At 69.5% G+C, this 22466-nt stretch carries 20 protein-coding genes; 15 read left to right on the forward strand and 5 right to left on the reverse strand.

The annotated features are described in order from the left end of the window. Window positions 1-328 precede the first annotated feature (328 nt). Window positions 329-781 carry a hypothetical protein gene (locus ACIQ5Y_RS09760; RefSeq protein WP_403877315.1) on the reverse strand — a complete coding sequence of 151 codons (453 nt, stop codon included), beginning with the start codon at window positions 779-781 and terminating at the stop codon, window positions 329-331. Between the two features lie 412 nt (window positions 782-1193). Then, on the reverse strand, window positions 1194-2033 hold the full coding sequence (locus ACIQ5Y_RS09765) for a C40 family peptidase (protein WP_403877317.1): 840 nt from the start codon (window positions 2031-2033) through the stop codon (window positions 1194-1196). Between the two features lie 801 nt (window positions 2034-2834). Here ACIQ5Y_RS09765 and ACIQ5Y_RS09770 point away from each other — a divergent pair. From ACIQ5Y_RS09770 to nuoN, 14 genes are read left to right on the forward strand one after another with little or no spacing between them, the layout of a single operon-like run. Beyond that, window positions 2835-3194 (forward strand): NADH-quinone oxidoreductase subunit A, encoded by a 360-nt coding sequence (locus tag ACIQ5Y_RS09770; protein WP_030028256.1) that lies wholly within the window; start codon window positions 2835-2837, stop codon window positions 3192-3194. Window positions 3195-3209: 15 nt separating this feature from the next. Then, entirely contained in the window at window positions 3210-3764 is a 555-nt protein-coding gene (locus tag ACIQ5Y_RS09775) for a NuoB/complex I 20 kDa subunit family protein (RefSeq protein ID WP_376658070.1), read from the forward strand. Then, window positions 3761-4504: an NADH-quinone oxidoreductase subunit C gene (locus ACIQ5Y_RS09780; protein WP_403877321.1), complete on the forward strand. Its 744-nt coding sequence runs from the start codon at window positions 3761-3763 to the stop codon at window positions 4502-4504. Before ACIQ5Y_RS09775 ends, ACIQ5Y_RS09780 begins: the two co-directional genes overlap by 4 nt. Further along, window positions 4504-5832: an NADH-quinone oxidoreductase subunit D gene (locus ACIQ5Y_RS09785; protein ID WP_403877324.1), complete on the forward strand. Its 1329-nt coding sequence runs from the start codon at window positions 4504-4506 to the stop codon at window positions 5830-5832. The genes ACIQ5Y_RS09780 and ACIQ5Y_RS09785 overlap by 1 nt, the downstream gene beginning before the upstream one ends. After that, a complete protein-coding gene (nuoE, locus tag ACIQ5Y_RS09790; protein ID WP_403877327.1) occupies window positions 5829-6578 on the forward strand; it encodes an NADH-quinone oxidoreductase subunit NuoE in 750 nt (249 codons plus the stop codon). The genes ACIQ5Y_RS09785 and nuoE overlap by 4 nt, the downstream gene beginning before the upstream one ends. Further along, entirely contained in the window at window positions 6578-7927 is a 1350-nt protein-coding gene (nuoF, locus tag ACIQ5Y_RS09795) for an NADH-quinone oxidoreductase subunit NuoF (protein WP_384745630.1), read from the forward strand. The genes nuoE and nuoF overlap by 1 nt, the downstream gene beginning before the upstream one ends. Beyond that, entirely contained in the window at window positions 7924-10431 is a 2508-nt protein-coding gene (locus tag ACIQ5Y_RS09800; protein WP_403877330.1) for an NADH-quinone oxidoreductase subunit G, read from the forward strand. Before nuoF ends, ACIQ5Y_RS09800 begins: the two co-directional genes overlap by 4 nt. Then, window positions 10428-11795: an NADH-quinone oxidoreductase subunit NuoH gene (gene nuoH / locus ACIQ5Y_RS09805; protein WP_403877333.1), complete on the forward strand. Its 1368-nt coding sequence runs from the start codon at window positions 10428-10430 to the stop codon at window positions 11793-11795. The genes ACIQ5Y_RS09800 and nuoH overlap by 4 nt, the downstream gene beginning before the upstream one ends. Further along, window positions 11788-12423 carry an NADH-quinone oxidoreductase subunit NuoI gene (gene nuoI / locus ACIQ5Y_RS09810; RefSeq protein ID WP_403877336.1) on the forward strand — a complete coding sequence of 212 codons (636 nt, stop codon included), beginning with the start codon at window positions 11788-11790 and terminating at the stop codon, window positions 12421-12423. Before nuoH ends, nuoI begins: the two co-directional genes overlap by 8 nt. Further along, on the forward strand, window positions 12420-13238 hold the full coding sequence (locus ACIQ5Y_RS09815; protein WP_403877338.1) for an NADH-quinone oxidoreductase subunit J: 819 nt from the start codon (window positions 12420-12422) through the stop codon (window positions 13236-13238). The genes nuoI and ACIQ5Y_RS09815 overlap by 4 nt, the downstream gene beginning before the upstream one ends. Then, window positions 13235-13534: an NADH-quinone oxidoreductase subunit NuoK gene (gene nuoK / locus ACIQ5Y_RS09820; RefSeq protein WP_403877341.1), complete on the forward strand. Its 300-nt coding sequence runs from the start codon at window positions 13235-13237 to the stop codon at window positions 13532-13534. Before ACIQ5Y_RS09815 ends, nuoK begins: the two co-directional genes overlap by 4 nt. Before the next feature lie 12 nt (window positions 13535-13546). Next, window positions 13547-15442 carry an NADH-quinone oxidoreductase subunit L gene (gene nuoL / locus ACIQ5Y_RS09825; RefSeq protein ID WP_403877344.1) on the forward strand — a complete coding sequence of 632 codons (1896 nt, stop codon included), beginning with the start codon at window positions 13547-13549 and terminating at the stop codon, window positions 15440-15442. 1 nt (window position 15443) lies between these two features. Continuing rightward, window positions 15444-17015: an NADH-quinone oxidoreductase subunit M gene (locus ACIQ5Y_RS09830; RefSeq protein ID WP_403877346.1), complete on the forward strand. Its 1572-nt coding sequence runs from the start codon at window positions 15444-15446 to the stop codon at window positions 17013-17015. A 5-nt stretch (window positions 17016-17020) separates the two neighbouring features. Next, window positions 17021-18667 carry an NADH-quinone oxidoreductase subunit NuoN gene (gene nuoN, locus ACIQ5Y_RS09835; RefSeq protein WP_403877496.1) on the forward strand — a complete coding sequence of 549 codons (1647 nt, stop codon included), beginning with the start codon at window positions 17021-17023 and terminating at the stop codon, window positions 18665-18667. 64 nt (window positions 18668-18731) lie between these two features. On the opposite strand, the gene ACIQ5Y_RS09840 is transcribed toward nuoN, so the two are convergent. The 3 genes from ACIQ5Y_RS09840 to fahA all read right to left on the reverse strand — a co-directional run bounded on the left by ACIQ5Y_RS09840 (window position 18732) and on the right by fahA (window position 21347). Beyond that, window positions 18732-19334, reverse strand: coding sequence for a Uma2 family endonuclease (locus ACIQ5Y_RS09840; RefSeq protein ID WP_403877349.1), 603 nt, complete (start codon window positions 19332-19334; stop codon window positions 18732-18734). A gap of 58 nt (window positions 19335-19392) precedes the next feature. After that, on the reverse strand, window positions 19393-19971 hold the full coding sequence (locus ACIQ5Y_RS09845) for a hypothetical protein (protein WP_403877352.1): 579 nt from the start codon (window positions 19969-19971) through the stop codon (window positions 19393-19395). Window positions 19972-20123: 152 nt separating this feature from the next. Next, entirely contained in the window at window positions 20124-21347 is a 1224-nt protein-coding gene (gene fahA, locus ACIQ5Y_RS09850) for a fumarylacetoacetase (RefSeq protein ID WP_403877354.1), read from the reverse strand. Window positions 21348-21489: 142 nt separating this feature from the next. On the opposite strand from fahA, the gene ACIQ5Y_RS09855 reads away from it, so the two are divergent. Continuing rightward, a complete protein-coding gene (locus ACIQ5Y_RS09855; protein WP_403877357.1) occupies window positions 21490-22308 on the forward strand; it encodes a Cof-type HAD-IIB family hydrolase in 819 nt (272 codons plus the stop codon). The last annotated feature ends 158 nt before the right edge of the window (window positions 22309-22466 follow it).

Genomic DNA, 22466 nt, shown 5'->3' on the forward strand with positions numbered 1-22466 from the left:
GGAGAAATCAGACGCCGCGACAAGTCCTCTTCAGCGCAACCTTTCTGACAGTCCATGGGTTGAGAGGTGACTTGTGTCGCGATGCGCCCCCGGCCTCAACTCCCCTTCGGTCTGAAGCAGTTCAGGAATCATGAGCTGTCGATTTCTACGATGGGGAACGTGCGAATGAACAAGAACCTGCGTGGATTGCGTCTTGCGGCCGCCCCCGCGGCCATCACGGCCGCCCTGTTGGTCGGGACGGCCACTCCCGCCTCGGCATGGGTGCACGACGGCTACCTGGAGAAGTGCCCGGCTCCTGCGGCCGGGCCCGGGCCGTTTCCCGGTCCGCTCAGCGGTCCTTCCGGCATTTCATCAAGGCGTCGATGTGCTTGACCTTGAAGTTGGACCACTGCTCCTGGGTACCGCCCATGGTGTCGTTGACCTCGCCGGTGACCAGGTCGGGATCCGGGTACCAGGTGACGCCCTCCGCCCGCAGGCAGGCCGATACCTTCCGGGCGGCGGCGAGCCTCTCGGGGCTGATCGCCACCCGCACCGGTGGTGGCAGCAGAGGCGCGCAGGTCCCGTGAGCCTCTTCGTTCCACGGTTTGTCCTTGTTCACGCGCGGAGTCCCGTTGTCCGTGTAGACGATCTCCACGCCCTGCTTCTTCAGGCAGTCGTGGTAGACGATCTCCTCCGGGCTCGGCGGTGGGCTGTCGCCGGCCTCGGGTTCACTGCTGCCGCCTCCGCATCCCGTCAATGAAACACAAATGACGAGTGCGGGGATGAAATGGCGTACGTGCACGTCGGGTCCCTTGTGGCGGTAGAAGTGGAAGTCGGAAATCCGCGCGAGGGGGGTGACGCCAGATATTAGGTAGCGGTGCTCCGGCGGTGCAAGCCGTCTTTCAGGCAATGTGGATGACCGCAAGTCAGGCGTGAAAGTGCTTGTTCCGGGAAGGCGGTGACCGTTCAATCCCCGCCGAGTGGGAATTCACGAAAGCCGAGCCGTTCCGCTCCGGAATTCGAATTTCCGGAAGACCGGGAGTTCGGCCCGGCCGATTCGGGGTTCGCCGCGGCCCACGGGTATGACGAGTCCGCGGGTGGGGGAACGGTGCTCCCGGGCCGTCCGCGGCGGCCTCCCGGGCGTGAGCAGCGCGAAGGGCCGGCACTCCACCCCCGAGCGGGGGAGTGCCGGCCCTTCGCGGTGCCCGGACGACTCAGAGGACGCGGACGGCGCCCGTCGGCTTGTCGTAGCTCAGGCTGCGCTCGACGATGCCGGTGCTGGGGTTCTGCGCGCCGACGAACTTGCCGCCGCCGACGTAGATGGCGACGTGGTACGCGGAGCCGCGGGGGCCCCAGTACAGGATGTCGCCGGGCTGCAGGGCGCTCAGGGAGACCGATGTGCCCGCGGAGGACTGCGCCTGGGAGACGCGCGGCAGGGAGATGTTCGCCTGGCGGTAGGCGGCCTGCACGAGGCCCGAGCAGTCGTACGAGGACGGGCCGGTGCCGCCCGACACGTACGCCTTGCCGACCTGCGCGCGGGCGAAGTTGACGATCGCGGCGGCCGAGCCGGTGGCCGGGGCGGTCACGGTGCCCGTGCCCAGCTCGGAGCCCGAGCCGGAGGCCGAGGTGCTCTGGAGGGAGGCGCGGGAGGAGGAACGGGTGGCGCGGTCGGCCTCGGCCTTGCGGGCGGCCTCGTCCTTCGCCTTCTTCTCCTCGTCGGCCTTCTTCTGGGCCTCTTCCTTCGCCTGCTTCGCCTCGGCGGCGGCGCCGGTGCGGGCCGTCTCCTCCTGGGCGTTCAGTTCGCCGAGGACGGCGGCCGACTGGGTGTTCTCGGCGGCCGTGGTGACGGCGGAGGAGACCTCGGCGGCCAGGTCCAGGTTCAGGACCGGCATTTCGAGCGTCGTCTCGGCCACGGGCTCGGAGGGGGACGCGCTCGCGGTGCCGGCCATGGCCAGGGTGCTGAGGACGCCACCGGCAACTCCGGCGCGGACCGCGAGCTTCGAGGCGCTGCGGCGGGGCTTCCGGTGGCTGGGTATGTGAGCGGTGTGGGACATGAGAACAACCGCTATCAGGGGGGTAGGGGTCCCATCAAGAAACGTGGTCTGCGCCACAGTTGCGCGCGAAGTGCGCGAACCGGGCGCGTCGCGAACCTTATTGACGCCGTAACGGGCGAAACGGACATGCCCTCACAAGGCTGTGATCATGGGGTTTCCGCAATAAGTCCGAATTGATCTGCCGCCTACCATCCCTCCGCACTGATGGCCAAGCCCTCTTTCGGAACGACGGATTCACAGTGGCGCAGGTCACAGGAGAGTCTCGCTGTGAGGGTGTTGTGCCCCGTCCGTGATCCCGCTGTGAACCAGCCGGGGGGTCCGAGGGTGTACGGCGGCGCGCGGCGCGACCCGGCGGCCGCGGTCGCTCGTGAACGGACGCGCTTTGGTCCGGCCCTCCGGAGGTTCCGGCCGGCCCGCGTCCACCTCCGTACGCGGGGCCTCATCCGACCGGGGGAGGCCGATCCCTTTATCACTCCGGCGTCGGCATTGCCAATTTGCCTGCACGGTCCATCGTTTGATAGGGCGACCCGCCTTCTACCTGCGGTAACGGGCCCGGATGTCACCTTTGGTGATCATGTGGATGCTTCGCGTACGAAGATCACCACTCATCGGACTTCATGATCGTTCGTCAGGTGGTGGAGATCACAAACTCGTTGTTGTAACCCGTGTCGCAGATCACAGATGCGCGGGCATAAGATGCGCACCAGTCCGGCTTGTGAACTGCCTCACATGCGAGCGAGGCGGGGCACTCGGCGCCGGCAGCGGTCCAACGGTCAAGGACGACTGGAAGGAGCGAGGAGCGTGAATGCGTACGCGCCCATCCTCGTGCTCGGCGCCCTCGGCGCAGGGTTTGCGATCTTCTCCGTGGTCATGGCCACGCTGATCGGCCCAAAACGGTACAACCGGGCGAAGCTAGAGGCGTACGAGTGCGGCATCGAGCCCACTCCCACGCCGGCCGGCGGCGGTCGCTTCCCCATCAAGTACTACCTCACGGCGATGCTCTTCATCGTCTTCGACATCGAGGTTGTCTTCCTCTACCCCTGGGCCGTCACCTTCGACTCCCTGGGGATCTTCGGGCTCGTCGAGATGCTGCTCTTCGTGCTCACCGTCTTCGTCGCCTACGCCTACGTGTGGCGCCGCGGCGGCCTGGAATGGGACTGAGGGGCTGAATTTTCCATGGGACTGGAAGAGAAGCTGCCGAGCGGCTTTCTGCTGACCACCGTCGAACAGGCCGCGGGCTGGGTGCGCAAGGCATCCGTCTTCCCCGCGACCTTCGGCCTGGCCTGCTGCGCGATCGAGATGATGACCACCGGAGCGGGCCGGTACGACCTGGCCCGCTTCGGCATGGAGGTCTTCCGCGGCTCCCCGCGCCAGGCCGATCTGATGATCGTGGCCGGCCGGGTCAGTCAGAAGATGGCGCCGGTGCTGCGGCAGGTGTACGACCAGATGCCCGCTCCCAAATGGGTCATCTCCATGGGGGTTTGTGCATCTTCAGGCGGAATGTTCAACAACTACGCGATCGTCCAGGGCGTCGACCACATCGTCCCCGTGGACATCTACCTCCCCGGCTGTCCGCCCCGCCCCGAGATGCTGATGGACGCGATCCTCAAGCTCCACCAGAAGATCCAGGGCGGAAAGCTCGGCGTGAACCGGGAAGAGGCGGCCCGCGAGGCGGAGGAAGCGGCCCTCAAGGCACTCCCCATGATCGAGATGAAGGGGCTGCTCCGGTGAGCGAGACCCGAGAGCCGGAGAACGGCAACCCCGAGAACGGCGACAACGGCAACAACGTCCCCGCCCCGCGGGGCGGCGGCCCCGAGGTCATCGGCGTCCGCAAGGGCATGTTCGGAGCGGCGAACGGCGGCGACACCAGCGGCTACGGCGGCCTGGTCCGCACCGTGGCCCTGCCCGGCGCGAGCCACCGCCCGTACGGCTCCTGGTTCGACGAGGTGGCCGACGAACTCGAAGGCGCCCTGGAGGAGCAGGACCTGGTCCCCGGGAACGCCATCGAGAAGACGGTGGTCGACCGGGGCGAGCTCACCTTCCACATCGCCCGCGAGCACCTCGTCCGCGTCGCCCGCACCCTGCGCGACGACCCGGCGCTGCGCTTCGAGCTCTGCACCGGCGTCTCCGGCGTGCACTTCCCCGGCGACAAGGGCCGCGAGCTGCACGCCGTCTACCACCTGCGCTCGCTCACCCACGGCCGGATCCTGAGGCTGGAGGTCTCCGTCCCGGACGGCGACCCGCACATCCCGTCACTCGTCTCCGTCTACCCGACCAACGACTGGCACGAGCGCGAGACGTACGACTTCTTCGGCCTGATCTTCGACGGGCACCCGGCCCTCACCCGGATCATGATGCCGGACGACTGGCAGGGCTTCCCGCAGCGCAAGGACTACCCGCTCGGCGGCATCGCCGTCGAGTACAAGGGCGCCCAGATCCCGGCTCCCGACCAGCGGAGGTCGTACAGCTGATGTCCAACACCTCGAACCACGCGTCCTCCCGCGAGACGACCGAAGGCCTCGTCTACACCGTCACCGGCGGCGACTGGGACGAGATCGTCCAGTCCGCGGCCAAGGCCGACGACGAGCGGATCGTCGTCAACATGGGACCCCAGCACCCCTCCACCCACGGAGTGCTCCGCCTGATCCTGGAGATCGACGGCGAGACGGTCACCGAGGCCCGCTGCGGCATCGGCTACCTGCACACCGGCATCGAGAAGAACCTCGAATTCCGGAACTGGACGCAGGGCACCACCTTCGTCACGCGCATGGACTACCTGACGCCGTTCTTCAACGAGACGGCGTACTGCCTCGGCGTCGAGAAGCTGCTCGGCATCACCGACCAGATCCCGGACCGCGCCACCGTCATCCGCGTCCTGCTGATGGAGCTCAACCGGCTCTCCTCCCACCTGGTGTGCATCGCCACCGGCGGCATGGAGCTGGGCGCGACCACGATCATGATCTACGGCTTCCGCGACCGCGAGCTGATCCTCGACATCTTCGAGCTGATCACCGGCCTGCGCATGAACCACGCGTTCGTCCGCCCCGGAGGCCTCGCGCAGGACCTGCCCCCGGGCGCCGTCGACCAGCTCCGCGAGTTCGTCAAGACGATGAAGAAGAACCTGCCGGAGTACGACAAGCTCGCCACCGGCAACCCCATCTTCAAGGCCCGCATGCAGGACGTCGGCTACCTCGACCTCACCGGCTGCATGGCACTCGGCGCCACCGGCCCGATCCTGCGTTCCGCAGGCCTGCCGCACGACCTGCGCAAGTCGGACCCGTACTGCGGCTACGAGGACTACGAGTTCGACGTGCCGACCACCGACACCTGCGACTCCTACGGGCGCTTCCTGATCCGCCTGGAGGAGATGCGCCAGTCGCTGCGGATCGTCGAGCAGTGCCTGGAGCGCCTGGAGCCGGGCCCGGTGATGGTCGCCGACAAGAAGATCGCCTGGCCCGCGCAGCTCGCCATGGGCCCCGACGGCCTCGGCAACTCGCTCGACCACATCAGGAACATCATGGGCACCTCCATGGAGGCCCTCATCCACCACTTCAAGCTGGTGACCGAGGGCTTCCGGGTGCCGGCCGGGCAGGCGTACGCGGCGGTCGAGTCCCCCAAGGGCGAACTCGGCGTCCACCTCGTCTCCGACGGCGGCACCCGCCCCTACCGGGTCCACTTCCGCGACCCGTCCTTCACCAACCTCCAGGCCATGGCCGCGATGTGCGAGGGCGGCCAGGTCGCCGACGTCATCGTCGCCGTCGCCTCCATCGACCCCGTGATGGGAGGCGTCGACCGATGACCGACATCTCATTGGGCATGCCGCAGCTTCCCGCCCCCGACTTCCCGGCCGACGTGCGCGAGCGGCTCGAAGCGGACGCGAAGCAGGTCATCGCCCGCTACCCCGACAGCCGCAGTGCGCTGCTCCCGCTGCTGCACCTGTGCCAGTCGGAGGAGGGCCACGTCTCGCGCACCGGCATCCGCTTCTGCGCCGACGTGCTGGGCCTGACCACCGCCGAGGTCACGGCGGTGGCGACCTTCTACACGATGTATCGGCGGGGGCCCTCCGGGGACTACCAGGTCGGCGTCTGTACGAACACCCTGTGCGCGGTCATGGGCGGCGACGCCATCTTCGAGGAGCTCAAGGAGCACCTCGGGGTCGGCAACAACGAGACCACCCCCGACGGCAAGGTCACCCTCGAACACATCGAGTGCAACGCGGCCTGCGACTTCGCCCCCGTGGTGATGGTCAACTGGGAGTTCTTCGACAACCAGACCCCCGAGTCCGCCAAGGCCATGGTGGACGACCTGCTGGCCGGCCGCCCCGTGCAGCCGACCCGGGGCGCGCCGCTGTGCACGTACAAGGAGACCGCCCGGATCCTGGCGGGCTTCCCCGACGAGCGCGAGGGCGCGGTCGAGGCGACCGGCGGCGCCGGACCCGCCTCCCTGATCGGTCTGCGCATCGCCCGCGGCGAGTCCCCGCGCACCCCGATCGTCCACCCGCGCAGCGAGTCCCGCGGCGAGACCGGCACCGAGGGAGGGGAGTGATGTCCGTGTCGACGGAACTGAGCAAGAACGGCACCAGCCCGGAGAAGCTGCTCGCACCCGTGCTCTCGGCGTTCTGGGACGAGCCCGAGTCGTGGACGCTGGAGACCTACCGGCGCCACGAGGGCTACGAGGGCCTGCGCAAGGCCCTCGCGATGACCCCGGACGACCTCATCGCCTACGTGAAGGACTCCGGTCTGCGCGGCCGCGGCGGCGCCGGCTTCCCCACCGGAATGAAGTGGCAGTTCATCCCGCAGGGCGACGGCAAGCCGCACTACCTCGTCGTGAACGCGGACGAGTCGGAGCCGGGAACCTGCAAGGACATCCCCCTCCTCTTCGCCAACCCGCACTCCCTCATCGAGGGAATGATCATCGCCTGCTACGCGATCCGTTCGGAGCACGCCTTCATCTACCTGCGCGGCGAGGTCGTGCCGGTGCTGCGGCGCCTGCACGAGGCGGTGCGCGAGGCGTACGAGGCCGGATACCTCGGCAAGGACATCCTCGGCAGCGGCCTGAACCTCGACATCACGGTGCACGCGGGCGCGGGCGCGTACATCTGCGGCGAGGAGACGGCGCTGCTCGACTCCCTCGAAGGCCGGCGCGGCCAGCCCCGGCTGCGTCCCCCCTTCCCTGCCGTCGAGGGGCTCTACGCCTGCCCCACCGTGGTGAACAACGTGGAGTCCATCGCGTCCGTTCCCGCGATCCTGAACAAGGGCAAGGACTGGTTCAAGTCGATGGGGACCGAGAAGTCCCCCGGCTTCACGCTGTACTCGCTCTCCGGGCACGTCGCCGGCCCCGGCCAGTACGAGGCCCCGCTCGGCATCACCCTGCGCCAGCTCCTCGACATGAGCGGCGGGATGCGGCCGGGACACCGGCTGAAGTTCTGGACCCCGGGCGGCTCCTCCACCCCGATGTTCACGGACGAGCACCTCGACGTCCCGCTCGACTACGAGGGTGTGGGCGCGGCCGGGTCGATGCTCGGCACCAAGGCGCTGCAGTGCTTCGACGAGACGACCTGCGTGGTGCGGGCCGTCACCCGGTGGACCGAGTTCTACGCCCACGAGTCCTGCGGCAAGTGCACGCCCTGCCGCGAAGGCACGTACTGGCTCGTCCAGCTGCTCCGCGACATCGAGGCGGGCAAGGGCGTCATGGCCGACCTCGACAAGCTGAACGACATCGCCGACAACATCAACGGCAAGTCCTTCTGCGCACTGGGCGACGGCGCCGCCAGCCCGATCTTCTCCTCGCTGAAGTACTTCCGCGAGGAGTACGAGCAGCACATCACGGGCAAGGGCTGCCCCTTCGACCCCAGGAAGTCGACCCTCTGGGCCGACACGGAGGTGAACGCATGACCGTCACCACTAACGCACCGGCAGGTGGCGGGGAGGCGGCGGTTCCCCCCGAGGACCTGGTGTCGCTCACCATCGACGGCGTCGAGCTGTCGGTGCCCAAGGGCACCCTCGTCATCCGGGCCGCCGAGCAGATCGGCGTCGAGATCCCCCGGTTCTGCGACCACCCCCTCCTCTCCCCGGCCGGCGCCTGCCGCCAGTGCATCGTCGAGGTCGAGGGCCAGCGCAAGCCGATGGCCTCCTGCACCATCACCTGCACCGACGGCATGGTCGTCAAGACGCAGCTGACCTCCGAGGTCGCCGACAAGGCCCAGCGCGGTGTGATGGAGCTGCTGCTCATCAACCACCCGCTGGACTGCCCGGTCTGCGACAAGGGCGGCGAGTGCCCCCTGCAGAACCAGGCGATGTCCCACGGCAACGCCGAATCGCGTTTCGAGGGCAGGAAGCGCACCTACGAGAAGCCGGTCCCGATCTCCACGCAGGTGTTGCTGGACCGCGAGCGGTGCGTGCTGTGCGCGCGCTGCACCCGCTTCTCCAACGAGATCGCCGGCGACCCGATGATCGAGCTGCTGGAGCGCGGCGCGCTCCAGCAGGTCGGCACCGGCGAGGGCGACCCCTTCGAGTCGTACTTCTCCGGCAACACCATCCAGATCTGCCCCGTCGGCGCCCTGACCTCGGCCGCCTACCGGTTCCGCTCCCGCCCCTTCGACCTCGTCTCCTCCCCGAGCGTGTGCGAGCACTGCGCGGGCGGCTGCGCGACCCGTACCGACCACCGGCGCGGGAAGGTGCTGCGCCGCCTCGCCGCCGAGGACCCCGAGGTCAACGAGGAATGGGTGTGCGACAAGGGCCGCTTCGGGTTCCGCTACGCGCAGCGCCCGGACCGGCTCACGACCCCGCTGGTGCGCGGCACCGACGGGGTGCTCGCCCCGGCGAGCTGGCCCGAGGCCCTGGAGGCCGCGGCGAACGGTCTCGCGGCCGCGCGCGGCCGGGCCGGCGTGCTCACGGGAGGCCGGCTCACCGTCGAGGACGCGTACGCGTACTCCAAGTTCGCCCGCGTGGTGCTCGACACCAACGACATCGACTTCCGGGCCCGCGTGCACAGTGCGGAGGAGGCCGAGTTCCTGGCCGCCACCGTGGCCGGCACCGGCAAGGACCTCGACGGTGACGGGGTCACGTACTCCTCGCTGGAAGCGGCCCCGGCCGTGCTGCTCGTCGGCATCGAGGCCGAGGAGGAGGCCCCCGGGGTCTTCCTGCGGCTGCGCAAGGCCCACCGCAAGCGCAAGCAGCGGACCTTCGCGCTGGCCCCGTTCGCCACCCGCGGCCTGGAGAAGGCGGGCGGCACCCTGCTGGCCGCCGCCCCCGGCACCGAGCCCGAATGGCTGGACGCCCTGACCTCCGCCACCGACTTGGAGGCGGGCGGCGCCGAAGCCGCGGAGGGGCTGCGGAGGCCCGGCGCGGTCATCGTCGTCGGGGAGCGCCTGGCCGGTGTGCCCGGCGCGCTGACCGCCGCCGTACGGGCCGCCGCCGCGACCGGCGCGAAGCTGGTGTGGATCCCGCGCCGGGCCGGGGAGCGGGCCGCCGTCGAGGCGGGCGCGCTGCCGTCCCTGCTGCCGGGCGGCCGTCCGGCCACCGACCCGCGGGCCCGCGACGAGGTCGCCACGGCCTGGCGGCTGGACGAACTCCCGCACCGCTACGGCCGCGACACCGGCCAGATCGTCGAGGCCGCGGCCACGCGCGAACTGTCCGCGCTGCTGGTGGCGGGTGTCGAGGTGACGGACCTGCCCGACCCGGCCCGCGCCCGCACCGCGCTCCAGGAGGCCTTCGTGGTCTCCCTGGAGCTGCGGCCCAGCGAGGTCACCGACCACGCCGACGTGGTGTTCCCGGTGGCCGCGGTCGCCGAGAAGGACGGCTCGTTCATCAACTGGGAGGGCAGGATCCGGCCGTTCGAGGCCGCGCTCAAGCCCGACCAGATGACCCGCCGGCTCGCCCCGGCCGACTCCCGCGTCCTGCACATGCTGGCCGACGCGGCCGACCGGCCGCTCGCGCTGCCCGACGTACACGCCGTACGCCGGGAGCTGGAGCGGCTCGGCCCGTGGGAGGGGCCGCTGGCCACCGAGCAGTCCACCGCCCCGCTGCCGATGCCCCGCCCGGGGGTCGGCGAGGCGGTCCTCGCGGGCCACCGGCTGCTGCTCGACCTGGGCAGGCTCCAGGATGGCGACGACGCCCTGGCCGGCACCCGGCACGAGGCGAGCGCCCGGCTGTCGGCCGCCACGGCCGCCGAGACGGGCGTCAAGAACGGCGACGTCCTCGCGGTCACCGGCCCGGCCGGCTCCGTGGAACTGCCGCTGAGGGTCACCGAGATGCCCGACCGGGTGGTCTGGCTCCCGCTGAACTCCACCGGCTCCGGCGTCCTCGCCGACACGGGCGCCGCCCCCGGCGCCCTCGTACGCATCGGTCCGGCGACCCCGGCCGACGCCGATGGCACCCCCGCGGAGGTGGACGCGTGAACGCGGTAGAGCTGGCCGCCGAGGACCTCAGCCTGTTCGGCCACGACGTGTGGTGGCTGGTCCTGCTGAAGGCGGTCTTCTGCTTCGCCTTCCTGATGGTGACCGTGCTGTTCTCCATCGTGTGGGAGCGCAAGGTCGTCGCCTGGATGCAGCTGCGCATCGGCCCGAACCGGCACGGCCCCTGGGGCATGCTCCAGTCGCTCGCCGACGGCGTGAAGCTGATGCTCAAGGAAGACGTCATCGTCAAGCGGGCCGACAAGGTCGTCTACGTACTGGCCCCGATCATCGCGGCGATCCCGGCCTTCATGGCCATCGCGGTGATCCCCTTCGGGCCCGCCGGCGACGAGGTCTCCATCTTCGGCCAGCGCACCACGATGCAGCTGACCGACCTGCCCATCGCGATGCTGTACGTCCTCGCGGTGGCCTCGGTCGGCATCTACGGCATCGTGCTGGCCGGTTGGTCCTCCGGCTCGACGTACCCGCTGCTCGGCGGACTGCGCTCCTGCGCGCAGATGATCTCCTACGAGATCGCGATGGGCGCGGCCTTCGCCTCGGTCTTCCTCTACTCCGGGTCGATGTCGACCTCGGCGATCGTGGAGGCCCAGGCCGACCGCTGGTACATCATCCTGCTGCCGGTCTCCTTCATCATCTACGTCGTCACGATGGTCGGCGAGACGAACCGCGCCCCCTTCGACATGCCGGAGTCCGAGGGCGACCTGGTCGGCGGCTTCAACACCGAGTACTCGTCGATCAAGTTCGCGCTGTTCATGCTGGCCGAGTACGTCAACATGGTCACCGTCTCCGCGGTCTCGGTCACCCTGTTCCTGGGCGGCTGGCGGGCCCCGGCGCCGATCTCCACGTACTGGGAGGGCGCGAACCACGGCTGGTGGCCGATGCTCTGGTTCGTGTTGAAGGTGCAGTTGCTGCTCTTCTTCTTCATCTGGCTGCGCGGCACGCTGCCGCGCGTGCGCTACGACCAGCTGATGAAGCTCGGCTGGAAGGTCCTGATCCCGGTTTCCGTGGTCTGGCTGATGCTGGTCGCCACCGTCCGGGCCCTGCGCAACGAGAGTTACGACTTCAGCCAGATCGTCCTCTACGTCGGCGGCGCGGTCGTCGCGATCCTGCTGCTCTCCTTCGTCGCGGACCTCTTCCGCGACAAGCGCGAGAAGCGAGAGAAGGCCGCGGCGACCGCGGCGGACACCGCGCCCTTCGACCCGCTGGCGGGCGGATTCCCCGTACCGCCCAAGCCCGGCCAGCACCTGGCACCCGTACCGCGCAGGCGGCCCCGCGGCGAGCGGGAGCTGATTGTCAGCGGCGGGACGAATACCGAGAGTGACCGAGAGGAGGGTGCTGAGAATGTCTGACAAGTCTGACGCTGACGAGAGCGAGAAGTGGCAGAACCCGGTTGCGGGCTTCGGCGTGACCTTCAAGGCCATGTTCAAGAAGCGCCTCACCGAGCAGTACCCGGAGCAGCAGAAGACGACCGCGCCGCGTTTCCACGGACGGCACCAGCTGAACCGGCACCCCGACGGTCTGGAGAAGTGCATCGGGTGCGAACTGTGCGCCTGGGCCTGTCCCGCCGACGCGATCTACGTGGAGGGCGCGGACAACACGGAGGAGGAGCGCTACTCCCCGGGCGAGCGCTACGGCCGCGTCTACCAGATCAACTACGCCCGCTGCATCCTGTGCGGGCTGTGCGTCGAGGCGTGCCCGACGCGGGCGTTGACGATGACGAACGAGTTCGAACTGGCCGACGCCAGCCGCGAGTCGCTCATCTACACCAAGGAGCAGCTGCTCGCGGGCCTGACGGAGGGCATGGTCGAAGCCCCGCACTCGATCTTCCCCGGCACCGACGAGCAGGACTACTACCGAGGGCTGGTGACGGGGGCCGCCCCCGGCACCGTCCGGCAGGTGGCCGTCTCCAAGGGCGAGGTGCCCGAGGACGAGGCCGCGGAGAAGAACAACGGGCACGCCGAGGAGGTGGGGGCATGAGCGCCCTCGCAGCCGCCACCATGACCTCTACGGGCGAGGCGGTCCAGTTCTGGGTCCTCGGCACGGTCGCCGTCATCGGCGCGCTGTCCACGATCCTGATGAAGAAGGCCGTGCACAGCGCACTGAGCCTCGCCGGGACGATGATCATCCTGGCGGTCTTCTACCTCGCCAACGGGGCGTACTTCCTGGGCGTCGTCCAGGTCATCGTCTACACCGGCGCGATCATGATGCTCTTCCTCTTCGTGGTCATGCTCGTCGGCGTCACCGCAGCCGACTCCCTGAAGGAGACCATCAAGGGCCAGCGCTGGCTGGCCCTGCTGTGCGGACTCGGCTTCGGCATCCTGCTGTTCGCCGGCATCGGCAACGCGGGGCTCACCCACTTCAACGGGCTCGGCCGGGTCAACTCCGCCGGACACGTCGAGGGCCTGGCCCAGCTGATCTTCACCAAGTACGTCTTCGCCTTCGAGATCACCGGCGCCCTGCTGATCACCGCGGCCGTCGGCGCGATGGTGCTCACCCACCGCGAGCGCACCGAGCGGGCCGCCACCCAGCGCGAGCTCGCGGAGAAGCGCGTACGCGAGGGAGTGCAGCTCCCGCCGCTGCCCGCACCCGGCGTCTACGCCCGGCACAACGCGGTGGACGTCGCCGGTCTGCTGCCGGACGGCACCCCGTCCGAGCTGACGGTCAGCAAGACGCTGCGTGCCCGCGGCCAGATCCGCGACGTCTCCAGCCAGGCGCTGGACGACCTCAAGGCGCTGGAGCAGAGCTCCGCGGAGCGCCTCGGCCGTGACTCGCGTGAGGAGGCCTCGAAGTGAACCCGGTCAACTACCTGTACCTGGCGGCCCTGCTGTTCACGATCGGCGCGACCGGTGTGCTGATCCGCAAGAACGCGATCGTGCTGTTCATGTGCGTCGAGCTGATGCTCAACGCCTGCAACCTCGCCTTCGTCGCGTTCTCCCGGATGCACGGCAACCTCGACGGCCAGATCATCGCGTTCTTCACGATGGTCGTAGCCGCCGCGGAGGTCGTGGTGGGCCTCGCGATCATCGTGTCGCTGTTCCGTAGCCGCCACTCGGCCTCGGTCGACGACGCCAGCCTGATGAAGCTGTAAGGGGCGTTCACAGTGGAGAATCTGATTGCGCTGCTGGTGGCAGTGCCCCTGCTCGGAGCGGCGGTGCTGCTGTGCGGCGGCCGGCGCCTCGACAAGTCCGGCCACTGGATCGGCACCTTCCTCGCGGCCGTCTCCTTCGGGATCGGCGCCGCCCTGTTCACGGACATGCTGGGGCGCGCCGCCGACGACCGGACCCTGACCCAGAAGCTGTGGACCTGGATCCCGGTGGAGGGCTTCCAGGCTGACATCGCCTTCCAGCTCGACCAGCTGTCGATGACGTTCGTCCTGCTGATCTCCGGGGTGGGCACGCTCATCCACGTGTACTCGATCGGGTACATGGAGCACGACGAGCGCCGCCGCCGCTTCTTCGGCTACCTCAACCTCTTCGTCGCGGCGATGCTGCTCCTCGTCATCGCCGACAACTACCTGCTTCTGTACTTCGGCTGGGAGGGCGTGGGCCTCGCCTCGTACCTCCTGATCGGCTTCTGGCAGCACAAGCCCAGCGCGGCCACCGCCGCGAAGAAGGCCTTCCTGGTCAACCGCGTCGGCGACATGGGCCTGTCGATCGCGATCATGCTGATGTTCACCACCTTCGGGACCTTCACCTTCGGGCCGGTGTTCGGCGCGGTCGGCGAGACCTCCGAGGGCAGGCTGACGGCGATCGGCCTGATGCTGCTCCTGGCCGCCTGCGGCAAGTCGGCCCAGGTGCCGCTGCAGTCCTGGCTCGGTGACGCGATGGAGGGCCCGACCCCGGTCTCGGCCCTGATCCACGCGGCGACGATGGTGACCGCGGGTGTGTACCTGATCGTCCGCTCGGGCGCGATCTTCAACGGAGCGCCGGACGCCCAGTTGGTGGTCACCATCGTGGGCGCGGTCACGCTCCTCTTCGGTGCGATCGTCGGTTGCGCGAAGGACGACATCAAGAAGGCCCTGGCCGGATCGACCATGTCGCAGATCGGCTACATGATCCTCGCGGCGGGCCTCGGCCCGATCGGCTACGTCTTCGCGATCATGCACCTGGTCACGCACGGCTTCTTCAAGGCGGGCCTCTTCCTCGGCGCCGGTTCCGTGATGCACGGGATGAACGACGAGGTCGACATGCGCAAGTACGGCGCGCTGCGGAAGTTCATGCCGGTCACCTTCGTCACCTTCGGCCTCGGCTACCTCGCGATCATCGGCTTCCCCGGCCTGTCCGGCTTCTTCTCCAAGGACATGATCATCGAGGCGGCCTTCGCGAAGGGCGGCACCCAGGGCTGGATCCTGGGCGGGGTCGCCCTGCTGGGCGCCGGCATCACCGCCTTCTACATGACCCGCGTCATGCTCCTCACCTTCTTCGGCGAGAAGCGCTGGCAGCCGGACGCCCAAGGCCACGAGCCGCACCCGCACGAGTCCCCGAAGTCCATGACCATCCCGATGGTCATCCTGGCCTTCGGATCGGTCTTCGCCGGAGCGTTCTTCGAGATCAACGAGCGCTTCCTGAAGTGGCTGGAGCCCGTCACCGGTTACTCGCACGGCGACTCCCCGGTCAGCGCCACGACGGTGACCGCGTCCACCATGGTGATGCTCCTCGTGGGCGTCGCCATCGCCTGGGCGATGTACGGCCGGGGGTCCGTCCCGGTGGTCGCCCCGCGCGGCTCCGTCCTCACCCGGGCGGCCCGCAGGGACCTCTACCAGGACGACTTCAACCACGTCGTGCTCGTACGCGGCGGGGAGCACCTGACCCGCTCGCTCGTGTACGTGGACCACAGCCTGGTGGACGGGGTGGTCAACGGGACGGCCGCCTCGGTCGGCGGGCTGTCGGGCCGGCTGCGCAAGCTCCAGAACGGCTACGTCCGCAGCTACGCGGTCTCGATGTTCGGGGGCACGGCGATCCTCATCGCCGCGACCCTGCTGATGAGGGCGGTGTGAGATGTCCTTTCCCCTGCTGACGGTGACGGCCGCGGTGCCCGCGGTCGGCGCGGTCCTGACGGCGGCCGTCCCGGCCGCCCAACGGACCGCCGCCAAGTGGCTCGCGCTGCTCTTCTCGCTGGCGACCCTGGCCCTGGCGGTGCTCGTCGCGGTCCGCTTCGAACCCGGTGGCGACCGCTACCAGCTCACCGAGTCCCACGCCTGGATCCCCGACTTCGGGGTCAGCTACGAACTGGGCGTGGACGGCATCGGGGTGGCGCTCATCGCGCTCACCGCGGTGCTGATCCCCTTCGTGATCGCGGCCGGCTGGCACGACGCCGACCCGCTGGAGACCAACTCCAAGCGCTGGCGCCCGACCCAGGGCTTCTTCGCCCTGATCCTGCTGGTCGAGGCGATGGTGATCATCTCCTTCGAGGCCACCGACGTCTTCCTCTTCTACATCTTCTTCGAAGCCATGCTCATCCCGATGTACTTCCTCATCGGCGGCTTCGGGGACCGGGCGCACGCCGGGTCCGACGAGAACGCGGCCGCGCAGCGCTCCTACGCGGCGGTCAAGTTCCTCCTCTACAACCTGGTCGGCGGCCTGATCATGCTGGCCGCGGTCATCGGGCTGTACGTGGTCGCCGGGAACTTCTCGCTCCAGGAGATCACCGCCGCGCGCGCCGCGGGCACGCTCGACATGGCGACCAACACCGAGCGGCTGCTGTTCCTCGGCTTCTTCTTCGCCTTCGCGGTGAAGGCGCCGCTGTGGCCGCTGCACACCTGGCTGCCGAACGCGATGGGCGAGTCCACCGCACCGGTCGCCGTACTGATCACCGCGGTCGTCGACAAGGTCGGCACCTTCGCGATGCTCCGCTTCTGCCTCGGGCTCTTCCCCGACGCCAGCAAGTGGGCCACGCCCGTGATCCTCGTACTGGCCCTGATCAGCATCGTCTACGGCGCGCTGGTCGCGGTCGGGCAGCGGGACATCAAGCGGCTGGTCGCCTACGCCTCGATCTCGCACTTCGGCTTCATCATCCTGGGCATCTTCGCGATGACCTCCCAGGGCCAGTCCGGCGCGACGCTCTACATGGTCAACCACGGGATCTCGACGGCCGCGCTGATGCTGGTCGCCGGCTTCCTGATCTCCCGGCGCGGCTCGCGGCTCATCGCCGACTACGGCGGCGTCCAGAAGGTGGCCCCGGTCCTCGCCGGCACCTTCCTGATCGGCGGTCTCGCCACCCTCTCGCTGCCGGGCCTCGCGCCCTTCGTCAGCGAATTCCTGGTCCTGGTCGGCACGTTCGCCCGGTACCCGGTCGTCGGCATCATCGCCACCATCGGCATCGTGCTGGCCGCGCTCTACACGCTGGTGCTCTACCAGCGCACGATGACCGGCCCCGTGAAGGAGGAGGTCCGCACCATGCCGGACCTGCGCCTGCGGGAGGTGCTGGTGGTGGCCCCGCTGATCGTGCTGCTGATCGGGCTGGGCGTCTACCCGAAGGTGCTCACCGACATCGTCAACCCGGCGGTGCAGTACACCATGTCCGACGTGAAGCAGACGGACCCTGCTCCTGAAGTGGAGGCGGCGAAGTGAGCACGATGACTGCTGCCCACAGCCTGTGGACACTGGCGGCCGCGGCGCCGGCCGACCGGATCCCGGCACCGAAGATCGAGTACGCCCAGCTCTCACCCACCCTGATCGTGGTGGGCGCGGCGGTCCTCGGAGTCCTCGTAGAGGCGTTCGTACCGCGCAAGTCCCGTTACTACGTCCAGGTGTTCATCGCCGTCGCCGCGCTGGCCTCGGCCTTCGCGGCGGTCGTCGGTCTCGCGGCCGGCGGGTACGGCTCCACCAAGGCGCACATCGCCGCGATGGGCGCGATCGCCGTGGACGGCCCGGCACTGTTCCTTCAGGGCACCATCCTGCTGGCCTCGATCGTCGCGGTCTTCACCTTCGCCGAGCGGCGCCTGGACCCGGCGGCGCACGGCAACCGGGTGGACTCCTTCGCCGCGCAGGCGGCGTCCGTACCGGGCAGCGACAGCGAGAAGGCCGCGGTCAAGGCGGGCTTCACCACCACCGAGGTGTTCCCGCTCGCCCTGTTCGCGATCTCCGGGATGCTGATCTTCCCGGCGGCCAACGACCTGCTGACGCTGTTCATCGCGCTGGAGGTCTTCTCCCTCCCGCTGTACCTGCTCTGCGCCGTCGCCCGCCGCCAGCGGCTGATGTCGCAGGAGGCCGCGGTCAAGTACTTCCTGCTGGGAGCCTTCTCCTCCGCCTTCTTCCTGTTCGGCATCGCGCTGGTCTACGGGTACGCGGGCTCGGTCTCGTACGCGGCGATCGCCGACGTGGTCGACGGCACGGTCTCCCGCGTCGACCCGGCGCTCGCCTCGACCATGGGCAACGACGCGCTGCTGCTGATCGGCGGGGCGCTGCTGCTGATGGGCCTGCTGTTCAAGGTCGGCGCGGTCCCCTTCCACATGTGGACCCCGGACGTCTACCAGGGCGCCCCGACCCCGGTCACCGGCTTCATGGCCGCGGCGACGAAGGTGGCCGCGTTCGGCGCGCTCCTGCGCCTGCTCTACGTGGTCCTCCCCGGTCTGCGGTGGGACTGGCGGCCGGTGATGTGGGCGGTGGCGATCGTCACGATGCTGGCGGGCGCGGTGATCGCCGTGACCCAGACCGACGTCAAGCGCCTCCTGGCCTACTCCTCGATCGCGCACGCGGGCTTCATCCTGGCCGGTGTGATCGCGACCTCGGAGGACGGCGTCAAGTCCGTCCTCTTCTACCTGGGCGCGTACTCCTTCGTGACGATCGGCGCCTTCGCCGTGGTCACGCTGGTGCGCGACGCGGGCGGCGAGGCGACGCACCTGTCCAAGTGGGCCGGTCTGGGCCGCCGTTCGCCGCTGACGGCGGCGGTGTTCGCGGTCTTCCTGCTGGCCTTCGCCGGCATCCCGCTGACCTCGGGCTTCTCCGGCAAGTTCGCCGTCTTCTCGGCGGCGGCGGAGGGCGGCGCGGGAGCGCTGGTCGTGGTCGGTGTCATCTCCTCCGCGATCGCCGCGTTCTTCTACATCCGGGTGATCGTCCTGATGTTCTTCAGCGAACCGAAGGCCGACGGCCCGACCGTGGCCGTCCCCTCGCCGCTGACGATGACCACCATCGCGGTGGGCGTCGCCGTCACGCTGGTGCTGGGCCTCGCGCCGCAGTACTTCCTGGAGCTGGCCGGGCAGGCGAGCACGTTCGTCCGCTGACCGCTACGAAGAACGGCCGAGGGCCCGGCTTCCTGGGGAAGCCGGGCCCAGTCGTGTCCGGGGGCTACTCCGGTCGGGGCTGCCGCTTCGAAGTGATCTCGGTGAGGTCCATGTCGATGGGGAAGGGGGACGAGAGCTTCAGGCGGTCGTGGAAGATTCCCGCGGTTCCGTAGCTCTTGGTCGACGGATCCCATTCGTAGACGTAGACCACGGCCCGACCGTCCTTGTTCTCCACCCGCCAGAAATGAGGAATCCCCGCCTCTGCGTACTTGACCGGCTTGACGCCACGGTCACGGCCGAACGACTCGGGCGAGACGACTTCAATGGCCAGGCGAACGGAACCGGCGGGGAGCCGAGTCTGCTCCAGATCGCCCACGGCACTCTCGTCCACGACGATGACATCGGGTTCTGGGCGGTTGTGGCGGTCGATGTCGATGGTGAACTCGCGGAAGACCTCCAGGCCCGGAGGCTGCTGAGCCATCAGCTGCCAGGTGAAGAAGTTGACCGCGCGCATGTGGAATTGGATCTGCGGACTCACAAAAACAAGGCTCCCGTCGATCAGCTCCGTGTGCGGAGGCAGATTCGGAAGCGTGTCCAGGTCATCGGCAGTCCAGCCGCCCGGAGGCGGGATCGGCCAGCTGTGTTCCGGGTTCATCAGAGCTCCCATGAGCCGCAGTCTTGCGAGTGCGTCCAGCGTATCGCCGGGCTTCCGTGAAGGGCCGCTCTTACGGGTGAGTCATATGCCCGGAGCACTTGAGGGCGGGGTTCCAGTTGTGGAAGCGGCCGGCGGGGTTGTTCTCGTACGCCCACATGTGGAGGTCGAAGTGCTTGGGCATGCCGGCCCAGTGGCCGGGCATCGGCCCGTCGAAGGGCAGCCCGAACATGCTCGGGCGGTCGTCGGCGGTGGTCAGGTCCTGGTCCCGGTCGCTCGACATCCACTCCACGGCCTGCAGCTTGCGACGGCCGTGCCGGTCCTTCTCGGTGCTGTAGAGGAGCGCGGTCGGCCTACTCGGGTCCTTCGAACCCCAGTAGGCCTCCTTGACGTAGTGGTAGCCCATGGCGCCGACCCCGAACGGGTTGGACATGCAATCCATGCCGTGCGGCACGTACCCGTCCGCGAGTGCCTGCCGTTCGTCCACGTACTTGGCCGTCACCCGGATCGCCGTGGCCATGTCCCGCATGGCCTGGACGTTGCTCGGGTCGGGCGCGGGCCCGTCCACCGCGTGGGCCGGGGCCACGGCGGCCAGCGCGAGCGACACCGCGGCGGCGGCACGGAGGAGGGTCTTCGGGCTGGGTACGGGCATGGCGGCGGCTCCTCGCGGTGGGGTACGGGTACGGGGTACGGGTTGGCCGTTCCGTCCGTCCGTCCACCATCCCGGCCCGCCCCGCCCCGCGCACGTGGCGCGCCTCCGAACGGGGGCGTCCGCTTACGGGGCGGGCCGGGCCGTGCCGCCGGCTAGCGGGCCGCCACGATGCGGCCGGTGACCTCGCCGAGGCCGATGCGCGTGCCGTCGGCGCCCGGGGCCCAGGCGGTCAGGGTGACGGTGTCGCCGTCCTCCAGGAAGGTGCGCTTGCCGTCGGAGAGCTCGATGGCGTCACGGCCGTTCCAGGTCAGCTCCAGCAGCGAACCGCGCTGGCCCACCTCGGGACCGCTGACGGTGCCGGAACCGTACACGTCACCGGTGCGCAGGGAGGCGCCGTTGACGGTCATGTGCGCGAGCTGCTGCGCGGCCGTCCAGTACATGGAGGCGAACGGCGGCCGCGCCACCTCCTGCCCGTTGACGGAGACGGTGATGTGCAGGTCGAAGCCGCCGGGGCGCTCGGCGTCCGCGTCGTCGAGGTAGGGAAGGAGCGGGAAGTCCCGGGCGGGCGGGGCGACACGCGCCGGGTCCAGGGCCTCCAGCGGGGTCACCCAGGCGGAGACGGAGGTCGCGAAGGACTTGCCGAGGAAGGGGCCGAGCGGCACGTACTCCCAGGCCTGGATGTCGCGCGCCGACCAGTCGTTGAGCAGGAACAGCCCGAAGACGTGGTCCTCGAAATCGCCCAGCGCCACCGGCGAGCCCAGCTCGGACGGGGTGCCGACGACGAAGCCGACCTCGGCCTCGATGTCGAGCTTGACCGACGGACCGAAGACGGGCGCCGGGTCGGTGGGCGCCTTGCGCTGCCCGGAGGGGCGTACGACGTCCGTCCCCGACACCACGATCGTTCCCGAGCGGCCGTGGTAACCGATGGGCAGGTGCTTCCAGTTGGGGGTCAGCGCGTCCCCGTCCGGGCGGAACATCATGCCCACGTTGGTGGCGTGGTGCTCGCTCGCGTAGAAGTCGACGTAGTCGGCGACCTCGTACGGCAGGTGCAGCGTGACCTCGTCCAGCGGCAGCAGGTGCGGCTCGACGGTGGGCCGGTGGCCGGGGTCGGTGACCCAGGCGGTCAGCGCGCGGCGCACGTCGCGCCAGGCGGTGCGCCCGGCGGCCAGCAGCGGGTTGAGGGAGGACTGCCCGAGCAGCCCGGCGTACGGTGAACCGAGCGCGGCGGCGGCCGCTCCCGCGTCGAGCACGAACCCGCCGATCCGCACGCCGATGCGGCGGCGGTCCTCCCCGGAGGTCGAGAAGACGCCGTAGGGGAGGTTGTGCGGCCCGAACGGGTCGCCCTCGGCGAGATCGAGGGGGCTCTGCTGGGGCATGGGGTGCTGCCTCGCTTTCGACGGCGGTCCGGGGGTGTCCCGGAAGCTGGTTGACACGTTACGTGGCTAGTGGGGTGTGTGGGAGGCCGGATTCGGGCGGCATTTGTAGGACTTGTCCGAGGGGGTCCGTATCCTTTGCGGGGTGACTTCCGCCCTTCCTCAGGCCCTTCCCTATGCCTTGATCGCCACTGACCTGGACGGGACTCTGCTGTGCGCCGGGGACACCGTCTCCGCCCGCTCGTACGAGGCGCTCGCCACGGCCCGTGAGGCCGGCGCCCAGCACATCATCGTCACCGGCCGCCCCGTCCCGCAGGTCCGGCACGTCCTGGATGACCTTGGGTACACGGGGCTCGCGGTGTGCGGTCAGGGCGCGCAGGTGTACGACGCGGCGCGCGGGAGCCTGCTGCACTCCGTCTCCATGGACCGGGACCTGGCCGAAGTGGCCCTCGGCAAGATCGAGGCGGAGATCGGCGAGGTGTACGCGGCGGTCAACCAGGAGGGCGTGGACGCCGAGATGCTGATAGGGCCCGGCTACCGCATGTGGCACCCGCACCTGCCGACGGTGCGGGTGGCGCGGCGCGGCGACCTGTGGGCCTCGCCGATCAACAAGGTGCTGCTCCAGCACCCGGAGCTGGACGACGACGAACTGACGCGGGTGGCGCGGGCGGTGGTCGGGGACCTGGTGAACGTCACGATGGCGGGGGAGCACACGGTGGAACTCCAGCCGCCCGGCATCGACAAGGCGACCGGGCTGGCGCGGGCGGCGGCCGTGCTGGGGGTGGGCGGGGAGTCGACGATCGCCTTCGGTGACATGCCCAACGACATCCCGATGTTCGCGTGGGCTGCCCGGGGGGTGGCCATGGCGAACGCGCACCGCGAGCTGGTGGCTGTCGCGGACGAGGTCACGCTGTCCAACGAGGAGGACGGCATCGCGGTGGTCCTGGAGCGGCTGTTCGCGTAGCGCTGCGGGTTGCCGCTGCGCGGAGCTGCTCCCCGCCCCGCCCTTTCACCGTTTCCCGGGGCTCCGCCCCGGACCCCGCCCCTCAAACGCCGGAAGGGCTGACTTTGGCCGGCGTCAGCCTGCAACCCTGCGCCCACGCGGCTGATTGCCGCGCAGCG

Origin of the sequence: Streptomyces sp. NPDC096339 (assembly GCF_044762985.1) — a bacterium.
In the GTDB taxonomy this organism is placed as follows: domain Bacteria; phylum Actinomycetota; class Actinomycetes; order Streptomycetales; family Streptomycetaceae; genus Streptomyces.

Coding starts and splice junctions, on each gene's coding strand:
- ACIQ5Y_RS09765 (WP_403877317.1), bottom strand. CDS start 2,033: ATGTCCCACACCGCTCACATACCCAGCCACCGGAAGCCCCGCCGCAGC.
- ACIQ5Y_RS09775 (WP_376658070.1), top strand. CDS start 3,210: ATGGGACTGGAAGAGAAGCTGCCGAGCGGCTTTCTGCTGACCACCGTC.
- ACIQ5Y_RS09785 (WP_403877324.1), top strand. CDS start 4,504: ATGTCCAACACCTCGAACCACGCGTCCTCCCGCGAGACGACCGAAGGC.
- nuoE (WP_403877327.1), top strand. CDS start 5,829: ATGACCGACATCTCATTGGGCATGCCGCAGCTTCCCGCCCCCGACTTC.
- nuoF (WP_384745630.1), top strand. CDS start 6,578: ATGTCCGTGTCGACGGAACTGAGCAAGAACGGCACCAGCCCGGAGAAG.
- ACIQ5Y_RS09800 (WP_403877330.1), top strand. CDS start 7,924: ATGACCGTCACCACTAACGCACCGGCAGGTGGCGGGGAGGCGGCGGTT.
- nuoI (WP_403877336.1), top strand. CDS start 11,788: ATGTCTGACAAGTCTGACGCTGACGAGAGCGAGAAGTGGCAGAACCCG.
- ACIQ5Y_RS09815 (WP_403877338.1), top strand. CDS start 12,420: ATGAGCGCCCTCGCAGCCGCCACCATGACCTCTACGGGCGAGGCGGTC.
- ACIQ5Y_RS09830 (WP_403877346.1), top strand. CDS start 15,444: ATGTCCTTTCCCCTGCTGACGGTGACGGCCGCGGTGCCCGCGGTCGGC.
- nuoN (WP_403877496.1), top strand. CDS start 17,021: ATGACTGCTGCCCACAGCCTGTGGACACTGGCGGCCGCGGCGCCGGCC.
- ACIQ5Y_RS09840 (WP_403877349.1), bottom strand. CDS start 19,334: ATGGGAGCTCTGATGAACCCGGAACACAGCTGGCCGATCCCGCCTCCG.
- ACIQ5Y_RS09845 (WP_403877352.1), bottom strand. CDS start 19,971: ATGCCCGTACCCAGCCCGAAGACCCTCCTCCGTGCCGCCGCCGCGGTG.
- fahA (WP_403877354.1), bottom strand. CDS start 21,347: ATGCCCCAGCAGAGCCCCCTCGATCTCGCCGAGGGCGACCCGTTCGGG.